Origin of the sequence: Enterococcus aquimarinus, assembly GCF_001885765.1 — a bacterium.
GTDB classification, from domain to species: domain Bacteria; phylum Bacillota; class Bacilli; order Lactobacillales; family Enterococcaceae; genus Enterococcus_I; species Enterococcus_I aquimarinus.
In genome coordinates, this window is the sequence record NZ_JXKD01000003.1 from 72,631 (window position 1) to 89,439 (window position 16,809).

Genomic DNA, 16,809 nt, shown 5'->3' on the forward strand with positions numbered 1-16,809 from the left:
AGATTAAGGAAAGAAAAGGTAATTTTCAAATTTAACGACATTTCTATCTATTAGAATCGTTTTTTGATATAATAATAGCGTTACAAATTTTAAAAATGAGGTGACAATTTTGCCCAAACCAAAGAAACAACGAACCGAACAATCCCCCTTCTTTTATTTAAATGTGGTATTGCGGGTGTTCTACTCTATTTTGCTAGTTGGTATCTCCTTTCTAGTGATTGGAGGCGCATTAGGTGCAGGTATTGGAATTGGTTATTTTACGTACTTAGTTGAAGATACGAAACTTCCCGAAAAGAAACAATTACAACGTGATCTGGGTGAGATGACACAAACATCCCAATTAACCTATAACGATAATAGTCAAATCGCTACTATCCGCTCAGATCTTTTACGGACGAATGTCTCCTTCGATGAGATTTCACCGCTGATTACAACGGCCATTATTGCCACAGAAGATGAGCATTTCTACGAGCATAATGGGATTGTGCCAAAAGCGGTCATTCGCGCGCTGGCTTCCGAAGTCACAGGTTTTGGTAGTAGTGGGGGCTCCACGCTCACGCAGCAATTGGTCAAACAGCAAATTTTAAGCAATGAAACGACCTTTAGCCGAAAAGCCAATGAAATTTTGCTAGCCACTGAAGTTGAAACCTCTTTTACAAAAGAAGAAATTATAACGATGTATTTAAATGTTTCTCCTTTTGGACGTAACAACCGCGGTCAAAATATTGCAGGTGTGCAAGAAGCCGCGCTAGGAATTTTTGGTGTGAATGCCAGTGAAGTGAATTTGCCTCAAGCAGCCTTTATTGCAGGATTACCGCAAAGTCCGATTGTCTACAGCCCGTATTCAAATACAGGAGAGATTAAAGAGGCGGAATATTTAGCATATGGCTTAGAACGAAAAGATTTTGTCTTGTTTAGTATGTATCGCAATCATGATATTACAAAAGAAGAATACGAAGAAGCTCTAGCCTATGACTTAGCCGCAGATTTTATTGAACCACAAGCAATCGAGCAAGAAGATCAAAATTTCCTATATTATGCCATTATGGGAGAAGCAGCTTCAATCGTTGCGCAAAAATTAGCGGAAGATAACAAGCTATCTGAAGAAGAATTTGCGAAAGAAGACGTTCAGGCTCAATATTTAGAACGCGCTAACCAATTATTAGCAAACGGTGGGTACACCGTTCAATCAACGATTGATAAAACAATTTACAATGCGATGCAAAATGCAGTCGCAAATTACGGATCCTATCTAGATAATTGGGCTGGTGCCACGATTGAAGTCGGAAATGTTCTAATGGAAAATAAAACTGGACGTATTCTTGGTTTTATTGGCGGACGCGATTACGACAAGAATTCTTACAATCATGCCTTTAGTTCAAAACGTCAAGCCGGTTCTGCCATCAAACCCGTGCTCGTTTATGCACCGGCGATTGACCAAGGTTTAGTTGGTAGCGAAACGCGTGTGTCCGATTTCCCAACGACTTGGCAAAACGGTGAAGATGCCGGAACGCCGATCTTAAATGCGACGAATGCAGGGTCAAAAACATTTGAGACTGTCCGAGAAGCAATCGTTCGTTCTGATAACATTCCAGCTCACCATCTGTATCAACATACTTTGGAAAACATGGGAACACCTGATGCCGTCTATCAACAATACTTGAAAAAAATGAACTTTCCAGAAACGCCAGTGTGGCAATACGCTGCTGCGCCACTTGGGGTAACCGAAATCACTACTTTGGAACAAACAAACGGATTTCAAACGCTCGCAAATGGTGGCGTCTACGAAGAAGGCTACTTAATTGAATCCATTACCGATTCTGAGGGAAATGTGTATTATCAACATGAAGCCGCACCTGTCCAAGTCTTTTCAAAAGCGGCAGCATCGATTACGATTGATTTACTCCGGAGTGTTATTACCGACGCATTCACCACTGATGTGAAATATCAGATGAGCAACTTAGATTGGAATCTAGGTAATGCCGATTGGGTCGGAAAAACAGGAACAACCGATGAGAACGTTGACTCATGGCTTGTTCTTTCGACACCTGAAATCACTTTAAGTAGTTGGTCAGGGCGAGAAGATAGCAAACCCTCCGATTCGTATGGTGGTGCTCGTACCGCAAATTACATGGCTCATCTTGCCAACGCGATTTATCAAGCAAAACCAGAAGTTATTGGAACAAATAAGAAATTCAATCTCGATTCAAGTGTGATTAAAGCCAACGTTGCCACTTTTACCGGCGTAAAACCTGGTGGGACAATGACGGTTAACAACACTACTTTCAATACTCCGACTGAAACAACAACTTCTTATTGGGCTAAAAATGGTCCTGCAGATCTTAGCTTCCGCTTTGGAATTGGTGGTACAGATGCCAATTACGCAGACTATTGGAAAAAAGTGATTCCAAAACCAAAACCGAAACCGACGACTCCTAAAAAAGAGACCGAGGACGAGAAGAAAACGGACGAAAAAGAAGAAGATAAAAAAGAAGAAAAAGAAGCAGACGATGAGAAGAAAGATGACACTGAGACTGAAAAAGAAAATGATTAGGACGACTGATTAGCAACACACAAAAAAGGGCCTGACTCAATCAAACTTGAGCCGGCCCTTTTTTTGCGTGTTAATTTTTGGTAGAACCTCTTTCAGCAATGCCGTAAGGTAAGATAATTGTTTTTTCTTCGACTTCTTCTTTGTTCATCAATTTTGTTAATAAACGCATTGAAACCGCACCGATATCATAAAGCGGTTGCGTCACACTTGATAGTTTTGGACGAGCGACTTGTGTTAATAACGAGTTATTGCTCGTAATGATTTCAAATTGTTCAGGAACTTTGATTCCTTTGTCAATTAAACCATCTAAAATACCAATTGCTAATTCATCATCCGTCACATAAGCTGCTGTTGCCCCACTATTTAATAAGCGATCGACTAAAGCTAAACCGTCATTAAACGAATAACGTGATTCAAAGACTAATCCTTCATTGTATTCTAATTGGTTTTCTTTCAAACCTTCTTTATAGCCGACGATTCGTTGTTGACCATTAATAGCATCAATTAATGCCCCACTAATAAAGGCAATTTTTTGATTGCCATTTTTTGCAAGTAATGAAATGGCATCTTTTGTTGCTTCGAAGTAATCAATATTTACACTACCTACTTGATGATCTGGATCAATCGAGCCTGCTAAAACAACTGGTGTTTTCGAGCGAGAAAATTCGCCACGGACTTCATCTGTAATTCGATGTCCCATAAAGATAACACCATCAACTTGTTTGGCTAACAAATTATTTAATACGTTAACTTCCTTCAAGTTATCACCGTCAGAATTCGCTAAAATAATGTTGTATTTGTACATTGTTGCGACATCATCAATTCCACGAGCTAAGGAGGCAAAGAACATGTTACTTACATCGGGAATAATGACCCCCACCGTTGTTGTTTTTTTACTTGCTAGACCACGCGCAACTGCATTTGGTCGGTAATCAAGACGATCGATGACTTCTAATACTTTTTTACGAGTAGCTGGTTTCACGTTTGGGTTTCCGTTTACGACACGAGAAACGGTTGCCATTGAGACGTTTGCTTCACGCGCTACATCATAAATGGTAATTGTTTGTTTATCCATCTGACATTTCTCCTTTTAAATTAATTTATTTTTATTTTCAGAAAATGTTGTTTACATTTCTTAGTTAGAATAGCAAAGATTTGGTTTATTTGCAACCGTTTTAGTTTCATTTTCATGAAAATTAAATCTAAGTAGTTAATTTTCTCATTCATAGTATAATGATAGTAAGAAAAAGAGAAAGAAGGATTAAGATGAACATCCAAAAAATCAATGAACTAAAAGAATGGTTGAATGAACAAAAGATTCCCCTAGCCTATATCAGCAATCCTCAATCAATTGCTTATTTGACAGGTTACCATAGTGATCCACATGAACGTGTACTGGCACTTTTCATTTCGTTAGACCAAGAGCCTTTTTTATTTACACCCGCTTTAGAAGTCGAAGCCGCTAAGAAGAGTCCTTGGAATCAAGATGTTGTAGGGTATTTAGATACAGAAGAACCATTTAAAATAATAGCGAAAGAAATCCTTTTGCGCTATGGGAGTCCACAAATTTGCGCATTAGAAAAAGCAGCTCTTTCTGTCGATCGTTACGAAGAACTGACAAGTTATTTCCCTAATACTGCTTTTACCAGCGATATTTCACCTTTTATGCAACAAATGCAATTAATCAAAACACCAAACGAAATCAGCGGACTTTTAGAAGCAGGCTCATGGGCAGATGTTGCGTTTGAAGTTGGGTTTTCAGCGATTCAAGCAGGCATTAGCGAACAAGAAATCGTAGCGGAAATTGAATATCAACTCAAACGAAAAGGCGTCTCACAAATGTCCTTTGACACGATGGTACTGACTGGATCCCGGGCAGCGGATCCCCACGGTACACCGAACCAAACACGTTTAGTCGATCATTCATTCGTGCTATTTGATTTAGGTGTGGTATGGAATGGCTATTGCAGTGATGCAACCAGAACTGTCGCCTACAAAGAGCCTACTGCCTTCCAGGAAGAAATTTATGCACTTGTTCTAAAAGCCCAGTTAGCGGCTCAAGAAGCGGTAAAACCAGGGATTACCGCGAGTCAATTGGACAAAGTTGCGCGCGATGTCATTGAGGACGCAGGCTATGGTTCATACTTTAATCATCGCTTAGGCCATGGAATTGGAACCAGCGTCCATGAATTTCCTTCCATTGTCGAAGGAAATGATTTGGTAATCAAAGAAGGAATGTGTTTCTCAATTGAGCCAGGTATTTATATCCCTAATCAAGTCGGTGTCAGAATTGAAGATTGTGTCTACGTAACCAAAGATGGCTGCTTACCTTTTACAAAAACAACCAAAGAGTTAACAATTATTGGTGGATAAAATCAGCATCTATGGCACTTGTCATGTTCCCAGATGACTTGTAAAGGATTTGAAGCATGATACAAATATCAGTCGTCTACACTAAAAGTAATACAGTAAAAAAGCAAGCACAGTGAGCTTGCTTTTTTACTGTATTAAGATTGAGCGACATTTATGTCTTAATGCGTTGCTGATTCCTGTTCGTGATCTGGATTATTTTCTTCAATCACTTCTTTAAGTTCTTCAATTTTCTCTTCAAGTTCTTCTTCTTCAATTGCTTCAACAATCACGTCGTCTTCCAATACGTCCTCATGGTCATCCGCGGCTAATTCTTCTGTTTCTTCAGACGCCAAATCGATGACAATGTCTTCGACTTCTTCAGCCATTGGGATGATAATATCTTCAATCGCTTCACTAGTCTCATCTGAAACCGACATTTCTTCGCTTATTTCAGCTACTTCCTCTTCTATTTCTGATAAAATATCGTCGGAATGATCTGTTACTTCATCCACTACATCTGAAACTTTTTCTTTTAGCATTTCTGCTAACTCTTCCAATCGTTTTGTATAAATCGTCGTTTTATCTTTAATTGTTTGCTTCATATCTTGGCCTTTTTCTACCGTGTCATCAGTATAATCAGAAGCCGTATCTAATAAATCATCGACTTGTCTTGCTAAACGATTCCGTAAGTCTTTGCCTGACTCTGGTGCTAAAATCAATGCGGCTACGGCTGCTGCTGTTCCTCCAACAATTGCACCTAATAAAAATCCACTTTTTTTACTCATATACTTTCCCTCCATTATTTGCTTTCGTTTGATTATGTTTAAAGCGGTTAATTGTCGCTTGACTCACTTTTCCAATGATACTTGCTTGGGTCACAGATTTTCCCATTGTGGCAAAACGAGTTGCCATTTCTCTACCGGATGCATTCAGGTCAGAAACGCTCGTACTTAAATCGGCTACAGCATCAAATAATGGGTCAATTGTTTCGACTTTCTGATTGACTTTTCCCATTAATTCGTTACTTTTCACTAGTAATCCTTCAACTTCTCGGACTAAAATATCCACGTCTCTAGTCACTACTTGAATCGTTTGATTGACTTGTGTAACAGTTGTTTCCGCTTTTTGGACCGTTTTACCAATTTGTCCTAGTAACCGTACGACTGCAACAACCAGTACTGCAAATGCTCCCGCTGCAATTAAGGCAGCAATTTCTCCTCCTGACATTGTTTAACCCCTTTTCTTTTTCAAATTTTTTAGCAAAAATAAGCTCAGTTCTTGTAAATAATAGATTTTGTAGACGTTATTACTCGTTAAGATCTTTCTTTATCTCTTCTTGTATAACGGGATCTTTTCTTTTTTTTTCTTTTGATAATTTTTGACCTAGTTCGATAATATAGTCCGTTAAACTATCTTGCACTTCAGGATGTTTTAACCCATATTCGATACTTGTCTTCATAAAACCGAATTTATCTCCGACATCATAACGTGTCCCTTTAAATTCACGAGCAAACACGCGTTGTGTTTTATTCAATGTATCGATTGCATCCGTTAATTGAATTTCACCTCCTGCACCAGGCTCTTGATTTTCTAATACACTAAATATCTCAGGCGTTAATAAGTAACGACCAATAATCGCTAAGTTACTTGGTGCCTCTTCTGCCTTTGGTTTTTCAACAAAATTCTTTACATTATAGAGTCCTGGCGAAACTTCTGCACCTGGGTTAATAATGCCATACTTATTCGTCTCTTCATGAGGGACTTCCATAACCGCAATAGCAGACGCATGAGTCTCTTCGTAGTCCATCATTAACTGTTTCGTCAAGGGAATCTCATCTTCCATCAGGTCGTCTCCTAACATTACCACAAAAGGCTCGTTCCCAATAAATGATTTGGCTTGAAGTACCGCATGACCGAGACCGAGCGGATGTTTTTGACGAACAAAATGTAAATTAATATCCGTTGTTTCTTCGACTAATTTTAATAATTCTGCTTTGCCTTTTTCTTTTAAGTTTGTTTCTAATTCTAAATTCGCATCAAAATGATCTTCAATAGGTCTCTTTGCTTTTCCAGTTATAATAATAATATCTTCAATTCCTGATTTTAAAGCCTCTTCCACAATAAATTGGATTGTCGGCTTATCAACAATCGGTAACATTTCTTTGGCCATCGCTTTTGTAGCAGGTAAAAAACGTGTGCCTAAACCTGCTGCTGGAATAACCGCCTTACGAACTTTCATTTTGCAAGTCTCCTTTGCCTCTTTCATCTCAAAAACTCCTTAAGTATATTCGTTTTCTGTTTTGCCATCACGTAGCATAATCGCTTTTAAAGCAGATTGGATATTTTGACCTTCGTATAATACTTGATAAATGGCTTCAGTAATCGGCATTTCCACGCCTAGTTGTTGTGATAGTTCCATCGCCGCTTTCGTTGTTGAAACACCTTCAACAACCATTCCCATATTTTCTAATACGGTCTCAAGAGATTCTCCTTGGCCTAACAAATGACCTGTCCGCCAGTTACGTGAGTGAATACTTGTACACGTTACAATTAAATCTCCGACACCGCTTAACCCAATAAATGTCAACGGATTGGCACCCATCGCGACGCCTAGACGACTAATCTCGGCTAACCCACGGGTCATAATAGCTGCTTTCGCATTATCACCAAAACCAAGCCCGACCATCGCCCCAGCTCCTAAAGCGATAATATTTTTTAAGGCCGCTCCCATTTCTACTCCGATAACATCTTGATTGGTATAAACTCGAAAATAATCGTTCATAAATAATCGTTGAACGTACGTTGCAGCGTCAAGGCTTTTACTTGCTGCTGTAATCGTTGTAATGTCATGGACCGCGACTTCTTCTGCGTGACTAGGACCGGATAATACGATAATTTCTTTACGGGATTCAACAGGGATTTCTTCCGCTAAGATTTCCGATATCCGTTTGTGACTTCCTTGTTCTAGGCCTTTTGAAGCGTGAATAATAGACGGCTTATTTTGAAGTAATGGTGTCAGTTGGCGCGCTGTTTCTCGAATCGCTTTTGTTGGAATAACAAAAAGAATGCTATCCGCTCCGGTAACTGCTTCTTCTAAAGACAGGGTCGCGCGGATATTTTTTGGCAGAACTAATTCTGGTAAATAATAGTGATTCGTATGTTTTTCATTGATCTCGTTAATCTGTTCAGGATTTTTCCCCCACAAAATCACCTCGTGGCCATTTTCTGATAAAACTTGTGCTAATGCAGTGCCCCACGAGCCCGGACCTAAAACAGCAATTTTTTGTTTCACAGTGGAAACCTCCTTAAATATTCTTGCGTTGTAATTGGTGCCTATTCAAATTCTAGCATATTTATTGAAAAATATCTGTTAAATAAGTGATTCATTTGGCCCATATGAACGATTATAAAATTTTAAGTTTGGATTTGTTTTACGACGCCAGATTAAAACAGCCCATCCTCCGAAAAATAACACGAGCGATAGCACTTGTGATACGCGAATATCACCGACTAAATACAAACTATCCGTCCGCATCCCTTCAATCCAAAAGCGTCCAAAGCTATACCAGATGACATAAGCGATCGCTATTTCGCCTTGTTTGAAAAGATTTTTTTGCTTACGTAAGAGAATCAGTACGATGAAGCCTAAAAAATTCCAAAGCGATTCATATAAAAATGTTGGTTGACGATACGCGCCGTCAATATTCATATTTTCAATAATAAAATTCGGTAAATAAAGACTTTCTAGAAACGCTCGTGTCGTCTTACCACCATACGCTTCGTGGTTCATAAAGTTCCCCCAACGACCAATCCCTTGCGCTAAGAGAATATTGGGCGTGGCAATGTCAAGAAACGTCCATGGAGAGATGAAATTTCTTTGACAAAAAAAGTAAAGCCAGATTCCACCCGCAATTAATCCACCATAAATGGCTAGACCCCCAGATCGAAGGTTAAAAATTTGCATTGGTTCTTCCAAATATGGTCCGATGTTAAAAAGAACATAATACAGTCGTGCCCCAATAAAAGCGACTGGTAAACCGACTAACATAAAATCTGAAACATCATCTGGTTTGAGGTTAACGCGAATCGATTCACGCGTACTTAACCACATGGCAACCACAATACCAAAAACAATAATTAAAGCATACCAATAAATTTCAATACCAAATAAATCAAAAGCTACACGATTGATCATTTTTCCACTCCTTAAATTCCTGAATTTTCTTCAATGAGACGCGATAAGCGCGATTCAAATTCTTTCGTCGCATCATATCCCATTGATTTTGCTCGGAAATTCATCGCGGCTACTTCCACGATAATCGAGACATTACGTCCTGTTTTTACAGGAATTTTGATGCGCGGAATGTCAACGCCACCCAATTGAACGATTTCATCGGCAGAACCTAAACGATCATACGTTTTTTCTTGGGTCCAATTCTCTAAGTAGACGACCAGTTGGACTTCCATCGAACCTCGAACCGCACTTGCACCAAAAAGATTCATCACATCAATGATTCCTACGCCACGAATTTCAATTAAATGTTCCAATACTTTGGCTGGTTCACCAATTAACGTGAGTTCATCTTGCTTGTAAATATCCACACGGTCATCGGCAATTAAGCGATGGCCTCGTTGGACAAGTTCTAATGCGGTTTCACTTTTTCCAATGCCACTGTCACCTTGAATCAAAACGCCGAGACCGTAAACATCGACTAGGACACCATGGACATTCGTTCTTGGTGCGAGTTCTCCTTCTAAATAAGACGATAATTCACCCATCAAGCGTGATGTTGAGATTTTTGATCGTAATAAGGGAATTTTATATTCATCACAAGCTTGGACCATTTCTTTGGATACTTCTAATCCACGAGAAACAATAAATGCCGGAGTATCCTCACAACACATCCGTCTCATCACCATCAAACGCTCATCTTCTGTCATGCGCTGAGCAAAGGTGATTTCCTTATTACCAAATAATTGGAGACGATTATGAGAATAATAATTAAAATATCCCGTTAATTCTAATCCTGGACGAGAAATATCACCCGTTGTAATATGACGAGTTAATGCTTCTTCATCTCCTGTTACAATTTCAAGTCCTAGAAATTGGACTAATTCACTGACTTTGACTACCTCTGACATCTTCCATCCTCTTTTCTAAACATTTTTCTGTCTATTTTATCATTTTATCACTCTCAAGGAAAAGATACTACCAATGATAAACTTTATCATTTTTTTTTCATATTTTATGCTATCATTTAGAAAAAGGAGGCATTTAACGATGAATTTTAACAACTACGAATACCTTCGTCCTAACTACGAAGAGTATCGAACAGAATTTTCCAAAGCACTACAACAATTATCCGAAGCAACATCGATTGAGAGCGCAACAGCCGCCGTCAGTCATCTAAATGAATTACGCGCACAGGTTGAAACCGCTTATAATTTAGCGACCATTCGTTATTCTATCGATACGAATGACACATTTTATGAGGAAGAAGATCAATTTTGGAATGACTATCAACCCCATTTCCAAGGGCTAGATTTTGAGTTCTATCAAACATTGCTCGCATCACCTTTGTTAGCAGCTTTAAAAGAACATTTTCCAGCGACACTTTTCTTATACGCTCAAAGTCGTATCAAAACGTTCCATCCAGATTTAATTCCTCTTTTTCAAGAAGAAAATCAACTAGGTTCCGATTACTCTAAACTCGTTGCTTCTGCTCAAATTGATTTTGATGGAAACATCTATACGCTGTCTCAGATTACCCCTTTAACTCAAAGTGTGGATGAAAAAACACGCCGTCGAGCAACTGAGAAAGTCGTCGAATTTTATGCGACACATGCCAACGAATTTGAAACAATTTATGACAATATGATCAAAACTCGGACGCAAATCGCGACTTCACTTGGTTTTGATAATTATGTCGCTTTTGCCGATGTCTTGATGAATCGTTGGGATTATGATCGTCCAATGATTGAAACGTATCGTTCGGAAGTTTTAAAGAAAATTGTACCCGTAACACAAAAACTTTATCAGCGACAAGCTCAGCGTAACGGTCTCGAACAACTCAACTTCCATGATTTATCACTCGTTTTTCCAACAGGAAATGCCACACCTCTTGGTACGCCCGAAGAATTAGTAGAAAAAGCACGAATCATGTATCATGAACTCGCACCAGAAACAGGAGAATTCTTTGACTTTATGGTTGAAAGAAATTTACTGGACTTATTAAGTAAAACAGGAAAACAAGCAGGCGGCTATTGTACTTATATCCAAGATTATCAATCACCTTTTATCTTTGCGAATTTTAATGGCACGTCGCATGATGTTGATGTCTTGACCCATGAAGCCGGTCATGCTTTCCAGACATATGAGTCTCGCTGGATTAATGAACCCGAAATTGTCTTTCCGAACTACGAGTCTTGTGAAATTCATTCGATGTCCATGGAATTTATTGCTTGGCCCTGGATGGAATCTTTCTTTGAAGATCAAACAAATAAGTATAAATTTAATCACTTAGCGAGCGCTTTACAATTTTTACCATACGGTGTCTTAGTGGATCACTTCCAACAAAAAGTCTACGAAAATCCGACATGGACAGCTGAAGAGCGAAATGCTTGTTGGCGTGAATTAGAAAAACAATATTGTCCAGAACGCAACTATGACTTATTTCCGGAAATGGAAAAAGGGATTTATTGGTTCCGTCAAGGACATATTTTTACTTCACCATTTTACTATATTGATTATACGTTGGCTCAAGTATGTGCCTTCCAATTTTGGAAAAGATTCAATGTCGAACAAGATCCAACAGCTTGGCAAGATTACTTAGCGATTTGCCAAGTCGGTGGAACAAAAACATTCTTAGAGATTCTCGATATCGCACACTTGCGTTCGCCATTTGAAGCAGGCGCGCTTGACGAAACCATTACGATTGTGGATGAGTATTTAACCCATGTGAGTGAAGAAGAAATTCAATAAATAAGAAAAGCCAGGAACACAAGTCGTGACTCGTGTTCCTGGCTTTTTATCTTTCATTTCATTCACTTCATTATTCTGGGTCAGGATTGACGTGTATATTTCTCTAATTGACGCTGATTGACAATCATATTCACGAAAGATAAAATCATCGCTACCAAAATTGCAGCGCCAAAAGAAGAAAAACCAAAGTTATATGGTCCGACTAAATGAGACGTCCACTGCAACATGATGGCATTCACTACAAAACTAAAGAATCCTAACGTTAAGAGTGTCAACGGGAACGAGATAATCATTAAGATTGGTTTGATAAGCACATTCAACACTGAGAGAACAAGACTAGCGACGATTGCGGTTGTAAAGCTTTTGACAAAAATCATCTCTGGAAACAACACGGTAAGAGAGATGAAGGCTAGAACATTCACCACCACACGTTGAAAATAGGTCACTAGAAATCACTCCAGTCGTCTTCGTCTACTTTCTCAGCTTCTTTGCGTGAAGTTGTTTTTTTATTCCCTTGCGCTTGATTTCCTCGATAATAGGGATTATCGTGTCCATAAAATTGTTGCGTCTTTTTTGGTGAAGGAATGATAATCGCCAATAGGATATAGAGTAAAATTGGTGATCCCATGCCCATTAATGAAATAAAGACGAATAGAATTCTAACAATCGTTGGATCGACTTTGATATAGTCAGCAATTCCTGCTAATGTTCCAGTAAGAACCACGTTTGTTTTTGATTTTGTTAATTTTCGTTGCATATTTTCCACCTTCCCTGATTGAAACAATGATAATCAATTTTCTATTTTGAAGGATTATCGAATTGTCCGTTCTAATTTAAATTGTTTCTTCGCTATTTTTTAAATAAATATTTCCTGTAGTACTTGTCAATTCGATTGTTGCCATTTCATCAGTCACACGACGGAATTGTAACAATTGGTTCATGCGCTCATTTTTTTCACGAACGACTTCGAAGTCTGTTAAACGGTTATGAATCTTTCCTAAACTAGAAGTTGCCGTGCCTTCCAGTCCTTGTTTGAGCGGTAGCGCAATTTTAACATCTCCATTGACCGTGTTCGCTTTTAATCGACGTAACGTTTCATCATTTAACGTCAAACGAATATCACCATTCACTAAATTCACGCTTAGGTTTTCTGGTATACTCTTCATGCGAACAGAACCGTTGACGGAATCAATGATTGAATCAATGATTCTGCCAGAACAAATCGTGATATTGCCATTTACCCCCGAAATTTCAAGCATCGACGCCTTAAGCTCTTCTAACGTGACATCCCCATTGGTTGATTTTACATAAATGTCCTTGACTTCAAACCCTTGAATTTCGAGGTCACCGTTTAATAATTTAAAAGCCGCATAGTCATACGTTCTTTGCGGTAAGTAAAAAATCGCATCAACCCGAACTCGTTTATTTGGTACTTTAAACACGAAACGATCTTCTGTCAGATCAATTTGGCTGCGTTCTTCAAAAGCAGCAAGCGGTGTCGCAGCATCCATTTTACCATAGAGTTTAATCATCGTTTCAACTTTAATTTCTTCTTTATCCCAAAATTTAAATTGTAACTGTCCATTGGCTACTTGGATATCTAAAATCGTTGCCGTCACCTCTTCAAAGAGGTACTCTTTTTCTAATTTCGTTGTCGCAACACCTGGGAATTTAACGTTAATATCTTTCCATTCAACATTTTCGCTGACACTTTGTGAAACTGTTTTAAATGTCTTTTTCAAGAATTTCCCCATTTGGTTCGTGACATCTACCACTTTCTCACCAACTTGGCTAAACGTTTCGTTGGCTTGTTCTTTCCAATCTTCAGGAATATCCATCTTTTGTTGAAATTCTTCTTTCTTTTGTGACCACTGAGATCGACGAATGTTTTTTAGTTGCCCTTCTAAATTTGCTTTTTCGTCATATAACTCGGACAATGTCCATTCTAATTCTTTAATTTCTTCTTCTAACGCGATGCGAACTTCTAGTTCCGCTTCCGTAAGAGCATCTAACTCTTCTTTCGTATTTAATTCCATCAACGCTTCTCTTACTTCAGCTAAAGTTGTTTTTAAACCATCGATTTCAACCATCACTTCATCTAAATCAACAGAAGCTTGATTTGATTCGGTCGCTAAACGATCTAAAATGTCCTCTAAATTTTTTTGATCTTGCGCTTGACGATCTTCCTCGTCTTCTTGTGATTCTTCTGTATGTTCAAATGCTGTATCGTCCATTATATTATCTACTGAATGCTGCGTCTCTTCATTTTGGGTTTCAGTCGTTTCAGATTGTATTTTTTTGCCCATTTCTTCCAATAAGTCTAAGGCTTCATCCGTAGAAAGCACACCTTTTTTGACTAATTCCAATATTCTTTCTCTTTCGTTCATGGAAATTGCCTCCTCAAGCAAATATTTTAGTACAAGTTTACCTTGTATCCCTATTATGCCCCTTTTCTCGAAAGAAATCATAGGTCTTAAGTACCAATTTTAGATAGATTTCGCTATAACAATTGATAAGGACTTGTCATTTTTTTGTAGAGTCAAAAATAACCAATAACCAAAGACGAAACTGACAGCCGTCTTTGGTTATTGGTTCATCTTAATTAACTATTTTTTAGAAAAATTCATCACGATTAGAGTTTAACTCACTAATTTTACCGGTTGCGAGGTAAACGATCCACTCACAAATATTGGTCACATAATCACCAATTCGTTCTAAATATTGGGCAATATTAATATATTCAGTCCCCATCACGATTAATTCCGAATCATTTTTCATTGCTTCAATCGTTTGATAGTAAATGTTGCTGTACCATTCGTTGACTTGATCATCCATTTTCGCAATCAATTTAGCATCGTCTTTATCCGTCTTCACATACGCAATCAAGACATTGTCTACCATCTTTTTGACGTAATCAGACATGTCATTCATTTCCTTCTCGATTTCCGGAATACGGTTTTCACCTTTAACACGAATCGTTGATTTTGCAATCGAAACCGCATGATCCCCCATCCGTTCTAAATCCGAACTGGCTTTCATCACGGTAATGATGCGACGCAAATCAGTAGTGACTGGTTGCTGAAGGGCAATCATTTCAAAACTTTTTTTCTCTAAACGGACTTCTAATTGGTTAATCATCTCATCTTGGGCAATCACTTCTTCTGCTAAGCGTCTGTCATGTTTCACATAAGCTTGAACGGAATTATGAATTGCTTTACTTACGAGCATTCCCATTTCATAAAATTGATTATGTAAGTTCAATAAATCTTCTTCAAATTGTGTTCGTAACATTCGTCTCTTCCTTCCGCTACTTTACTTTATAGGTAAGTTTATTATTAACCAAAACGGCCAGAAATATAATCTTCTGTTTCTTTCTTTTTAGGATCTAAGAAGATTTTTTTCGTATCTTCAAACTCAATTAAATCACCATTTAAGAAAAAAGCAGTTTTATCTGAAATACGTGAAGCTTGTGACATATTGTGCGTCACTATGATCATTGTATACTTTTCTCTTAATTCTAACAACGTATTTTCAATTTTTCCGGAAGAAACTGGATCGAGTGCGCTCGTCGGTTCGTCTAATAAAATAATTTCAGGATCGACTGCTAGCACGCGGGCGATACAAACCCGTTGTTGTTGACCACCGGAAAGAGACAAGGCACTTTGATGTAATTTATCTTTGACATCTTCCCAGACAGATGCAGCTTTCAAACTTTCTTCGACCACTTGATCTAAGACTTGTTTGTTCGTTTCGCCTTTTAGTTTTAAGCCGTAAATGACATTCTCATAAATCGAAAATGGAAAGGGATTCGGTTGTTGGAAAACCATGCCAATTTCTTTTCGTAATTCAACGATATCAGTCTTAGGGCTATAAATGTCACGACCTTTATACATGACGCTCCCGGTAATCGTAACACCTGGAATCAAATCGTTCATTCGATTTAATGAACGTAAATAAGTCGATTTCCCACAACCGGAAGGTCCAATCATCGCGGTAATTTCGCCTTTGTTAATCTCTAAATCAATGCCTTTTAAGGCTTCTTTTTTGCCATAATATAAATGTAAATCTCTCGAGGAAAGGATGATTTCACTCATTTTTTTCTCCTGCCTTTCTTAACCAAAATGTCCAGAAACATAATCTTCGGTCGCTTGGATTTTAGGACGAGTAAAGATTTTACTTGTTTCGTCGTATTCAATCGCATGACCAAGGTAAAAGAAGGCAGTATAGTCACTAATCCGCGCAGCTTGTTGCATGTTATGTGTCACGATAACGATTGAATAATCATCTTTTAAACTCACAATCGTTTCTTCTACTTTACCTGTTGAAATTGGATCTAACGCACTTGCTGGCTCGTCTAATAATAAAATATCTGGTTTCATCGCAATCGCACGGGCGATGCAAAGTCGTTGTTGTTGACCACCAGATAAAGCCAAGGCACTTTTATCGAGTGAATCTTTTACTTGCTCCCATAGTGCGGCTTGCTTCAAACTTGTTTCGACGATTTCATCGAGTTTATGTTTATCTTTTTCACCATGACGTTTCAAAGCAAAAGCGATATTTTCATAAATTGACTTACTAAAAGGATTTGGACGTTGAAAAACCATCCCGATTCGTTGACGCGTTTCATAGACATCTACTTGTTTAGAGTTGATATTCACGCCTTTATACATGATTTCTCCCGTTACTTTCGTATGCGCAATCTCATCGTTCATTCGATTTAATGACCGCAGATACGTCGATTTCCCACAACCTGACGGGCCGATTAATGACGTGACTTTATTCTTTTTGAATTGTAAATCGACACCTTTAATTGCTTCGTTGTCACCATACCAAACATGCAAATCATTCGTATGCAAAACAACGTCTTCAGGATTTTCCATTGTAATAATATTACGTTCTTCCCAATTATATGTTTTCATCT

At 38.3% G+C, this 16,809-nt stretch carries 16 protein-coding genes; 3 read left to right on the plus strand and 13 right to left on the minus strand.

Features of this window, described 5'->3' with window-relative positions; genetic code table 11:
* Positions 1 to 109: 109 nt before the first annotated feature.
* Positions 110 to 2,554: a transglycosylase domain-containing protein gene (locus RU93_RS03335; protein WP_071874192.1), complete on the plus strand. Its 2,445-nt coding sequence runs from the start codon at positions 110 to 112 to the stop codon at positions 2,552 to 2,554.
* Positions 2,555 to 2,624: 70 nt separating this feature from the next.
* Here the strand turns inward: RU93_RS03335 and ccpA are convergent, their stop codons facing one another.
* The gene (gene ccpA, locus RU93_RS03340; protein ID WP_071874193.1) at positions 2,625 to 3,629 is read right to left on the minus strand and encodes a catabolite control protein A; all 1,005 of its coding nucleotides are present in this window, start codon (positions 3,627 to 3,629) and stop codon (positions 2,625 to 2,627) included.
* A gap of 191 nt (positions 3,630 to 3,820) precedes the next feature.
* Between ccpA and RU93_RS03345 the strand changes: the two genes are divergently transcribed.
* A complete protein-coding gene (locus tag RU93_RS03345) occupies positions 3,821 to 4,927 on the plus strand; it encodes a M24 family metallopeptidase (protein ID WP_071874194.1) in 1,107 nt (368 codons plus the stop codon).
* 158 nt (positions 4,928 to 5,085) lie between these two features.
* Here the strand turns inward: RU93_RS03345 and RU93_RS03350 are convergent, their stop codons facing one another.
* From RU93_RS03350 to hprK, 6 genes are all read right to left on the minus strand, one after another.
* Positions 5,086 to 5,691 (minus strand): YtxH domain-containing protein, encoded by a 606-nt coding sequence (locus RU93_RS03350; RefSeq protein WP_071874195.1) that lies wholly within the window; start codon positions 5,689 to 5,691, stop codon positions 5,086 to 5,088.
* Positions 5,684 to 6,133 (minus strand): DUF948 domain-containing protein, encoded by a 450-nt coding sequence (locus RU93_RS03355; RefSeq protein ID WP_071874196.1) that lies wholly within the window; start codon positions 6,131 to 6,133, stop codon positions 5,684 to 5,686. Before RU93_RS03355 ends, RU93_RS03350 begins: the two co-directional genes overlap by 8 nt.
* A gap of 79 nt (positions 6,134 to 6,212) precedes the next feature.
* Positions 6,213 to 7,145: a UTP--glucose-1-phosphate uridylyltransferase GalU gene (gene galU, locus RU93_RS03360; protein WP_071874197.1), complete on the minus strand. Its 933-nt coding sequence runs from the start codon at positions 7,143 to 7,145 to the stop codon at positions 6,213 to 6,215.
* A 39-nt stretch (positions 7,146 to 7,184) separates the two neighbouring features.
* On the minus strand, positions 7,185 to 8,198 hold the full coding sequence (locus RU93_RS03365; RefSeq protein WP_071874198.1) for an NAD(P)H-dependent glycerol-3-phosphate dehydrogenase: 1,014 nt from the start codon (positions 8,196 to 8,198) through the stop codon (positions 7,185 to 7,187).
* A 78-nt stretch (positions 8,199 to 8,276) separates the two neighbouring features.
* Complete coding sequence (gene lgt / locus RU93_RS03370; protein ID WP_071874199.1) at positions 8,277 to 9,101, minus strand: prolipoprotein diacylglyceryl transferase; 825 nt, start codon at positions 9,099 to 9,101, stop codon at positions 8,277 to 8,279.
* Between the two features lie 11 nt (positions 9,102 to 9,112).
* Positions 9,113 to 10,048: an HPr(Ser) kinase/phosphatase gene (gene hprK / locus RU93_RS03375; RefSeq protein ID WP_071874200.1), complete on the minus strand. Its 936-nt coding sequence runs from the start codon at positions 10,046 to 10,048 to the stop codon at positions 9,113 to 9,115.
* Between the two features lie 139 nt (positions 10,049 to 10,187).
* Here hprK and RU93_RS03380 point away from each other — a divergent pair, with 139 nt between their 5' ends.
* Complete coding sequence (locus RU93_RS03380) at positions 10,188 to 11,888, plus strand: M3 family oligoendopeptidase (RefSeq protein ID WP_071874201.1); 1,701 nt, start codon at positions 10,188 to 10,190, stop codon at positions 11,886 to 11,888.
* Positions 11,889 to 11,968: 80 nt separating this feature from the next.
* On the opposite strand, the gene RU93_RS03385 is transcribed toward RU93_RS03380, so the two are convergent.
* From RU93_RS03385 to pstB (RU93_RS03410), 6 genes are all read right to left on the minus strand, one after another.
* Positions 11,969 to 12,334 carry a phage holin family protein gene (locus RU93_RS03385; protein WP_071874202.1) on the minus strand — a complete coding sequence of 122 codons (366 nt, stop codon included), beginning with the start codon at positions 12,332 to 12,334 and terminating at the stop codon, positions 11,969 to 11,971.
* A complete protein-coding gene (locus RU93_RS03390) occupies positions 12,334 to 12,645 on the minus strand; it encodes a PspC domain-containing protein (RefSeq protein ID WP_071874203.1) in 312 nt (103 codons plus the stop codon). Before RU93_RS03390 ends, RU93_RS03385 begins: the two co-directional genes overlap by 1 nt.
* A gap of 76 nt (positions 12,646 to 12,721) precedes the next feature.
* Positions 12,722 to 14,275 (minus strand): daptomycin-sensing surface protein LiaX, encoded by a 1,554-nt coding sequence (liaX, locus tag RU93_RS03395; RefSeq protein WP_071874204.1) that lies wholly within the window; start codon positions 14,273 to 14,275, stop codon positions 12,722 to 12,724.
* A 226-nt stretch (positions 14,276 to 14,501) separates the two neighbouring features.
* A complete protein-coding gene (gene phoU / locus RU93_RS03400; RefSeq protein ID WP_071874205.1) occupies positions 14,502 to 15,179 on the minus strand; it encodes a phosphate signaling complex protein PhoU in 678 nt (225 codons plus the stop codon).
* Between the two features lie 44 nt (positions 15,180 to 15,223).
* On the minus strand, positions 15,224 to 15,982 hold the full coding sequence (gene pstB / locus RU93_RS03405) for a phosphate ABC transporter ATP-binding protein PstB (protein ID WP_071874206.1): 759 nt from the start codon (positions 15,980 to 15,982) through the stop codon (positions 15,224 to 15,226).
* Between the two features lie 18 nt (positions 15,983 to 16,000).
* A complete protein-coding gene (gene pstB, locus RU93_RS03410) occupies positions 16,001 to 16,807 on the minus strand; it encodes a phosphate ABC transporter ATP-binding protein PstB (RefSeq protein ID WP_071874207.1) in 807 nt (268 codons plus the stop codon).
* Positions 16,808 to 16,809: the final 2 nt, after the last annotated feature.

What these genes read in the sequence shown, in the direction of transcription:
- RU93_RS03390 (WP_071874203.1), bottom strand. Translation starts at nt 12,645, where the DNA reads ATGCAACGAAAATTAACAAAATCAAAAACAAACGTGGTTCTTACTGGA.
- liaX (WP_071874204.1), bottom strand. Translation starts at nt 14,275, where the DNA reads ATGAACGAAAGAGAAAGAATATTGGAATTAGTCAAAAAAGGTGTGCTT.
- pstB (WP_071874206.1), bottom strand. Translation starts at nt 15,982, where the DNA reads ATGAGTGAAATCATCCTTTCCTCGAGAGATTTACATTTATATTATGGC.
- RU93_RS03345 (WP_071874194.1), top strand. Translation starts at nt 3,821, where the DNA reads ATGAACATCCAAAAAATCAATGAACTAAAAGAATGGTTGAATGAACAA.
- ccpA (WP_071874193.1), bottom strand. Translation starts at nt 3,629, where the DNA reads ATGGATAAACAAACAATTACCATTTATGATGTAGCGCGTGAAGCAAAC.
- RU93_RS03355 (WP_071874196.1), bottom strand. Translation starts at nt 6,133, where the DNA reads ATGTCAGGAGGAGAAATTGCTGCCTTAATTGCAGCGGGAGCATTTGCA.
- pstB (WP_071874207.1), bottom strand. Translation starts at nt 16,807, where the DNA reads ATGAAAACATATAATTGGGAAGAACGTAATATTATTACAATGGAAAAT.
- phoU (WP_071874205.1), bottom strand. Translation starts at nt 15,179, where the DNA reads ATGTTACGAACACAATTTGAAGAAGATTTATTGAACTTACATAATCAA.
- hprK (WP_071874200.1), bottom strand. Translation starts at nt 10,048, where the DNA reads ATGTCAGAGGTAGTCAAAGTCAGTGAATTAGTCCAATTTCTAGGACTT.
- RU93_RS03350 (WP_071874195.1), bottom strand. Translation starts at nt 5,691, where the DNA reads ATGAGTAAAAAAAGTGGATTTTTATTAGGTGCAATTGTTGGAGGAACA.
- galU (WP_071874197.1), bottom strand. Translation starts at nt 7,145, where the DNA reads ATGAAAGTTCGTAAGGCGGTTATTCCAGCAGCAGGTTTAGGCACACGT.
- lgt (WP_071874199.1), bottom strand. Translation starts at nt 9,101, where the DNA reads ATGATCAATCGTGTAGCTTTTGATTTATTTGGTATTGAAATTTATTGG.
- RU93_RS03380 (WP_071874201.1), top strand. Translation starts at nt 10,188, where the DNA reads ATGAATTTTAACAACTACGAATACCTTCGTCCTAACTACGAAGAGTAT.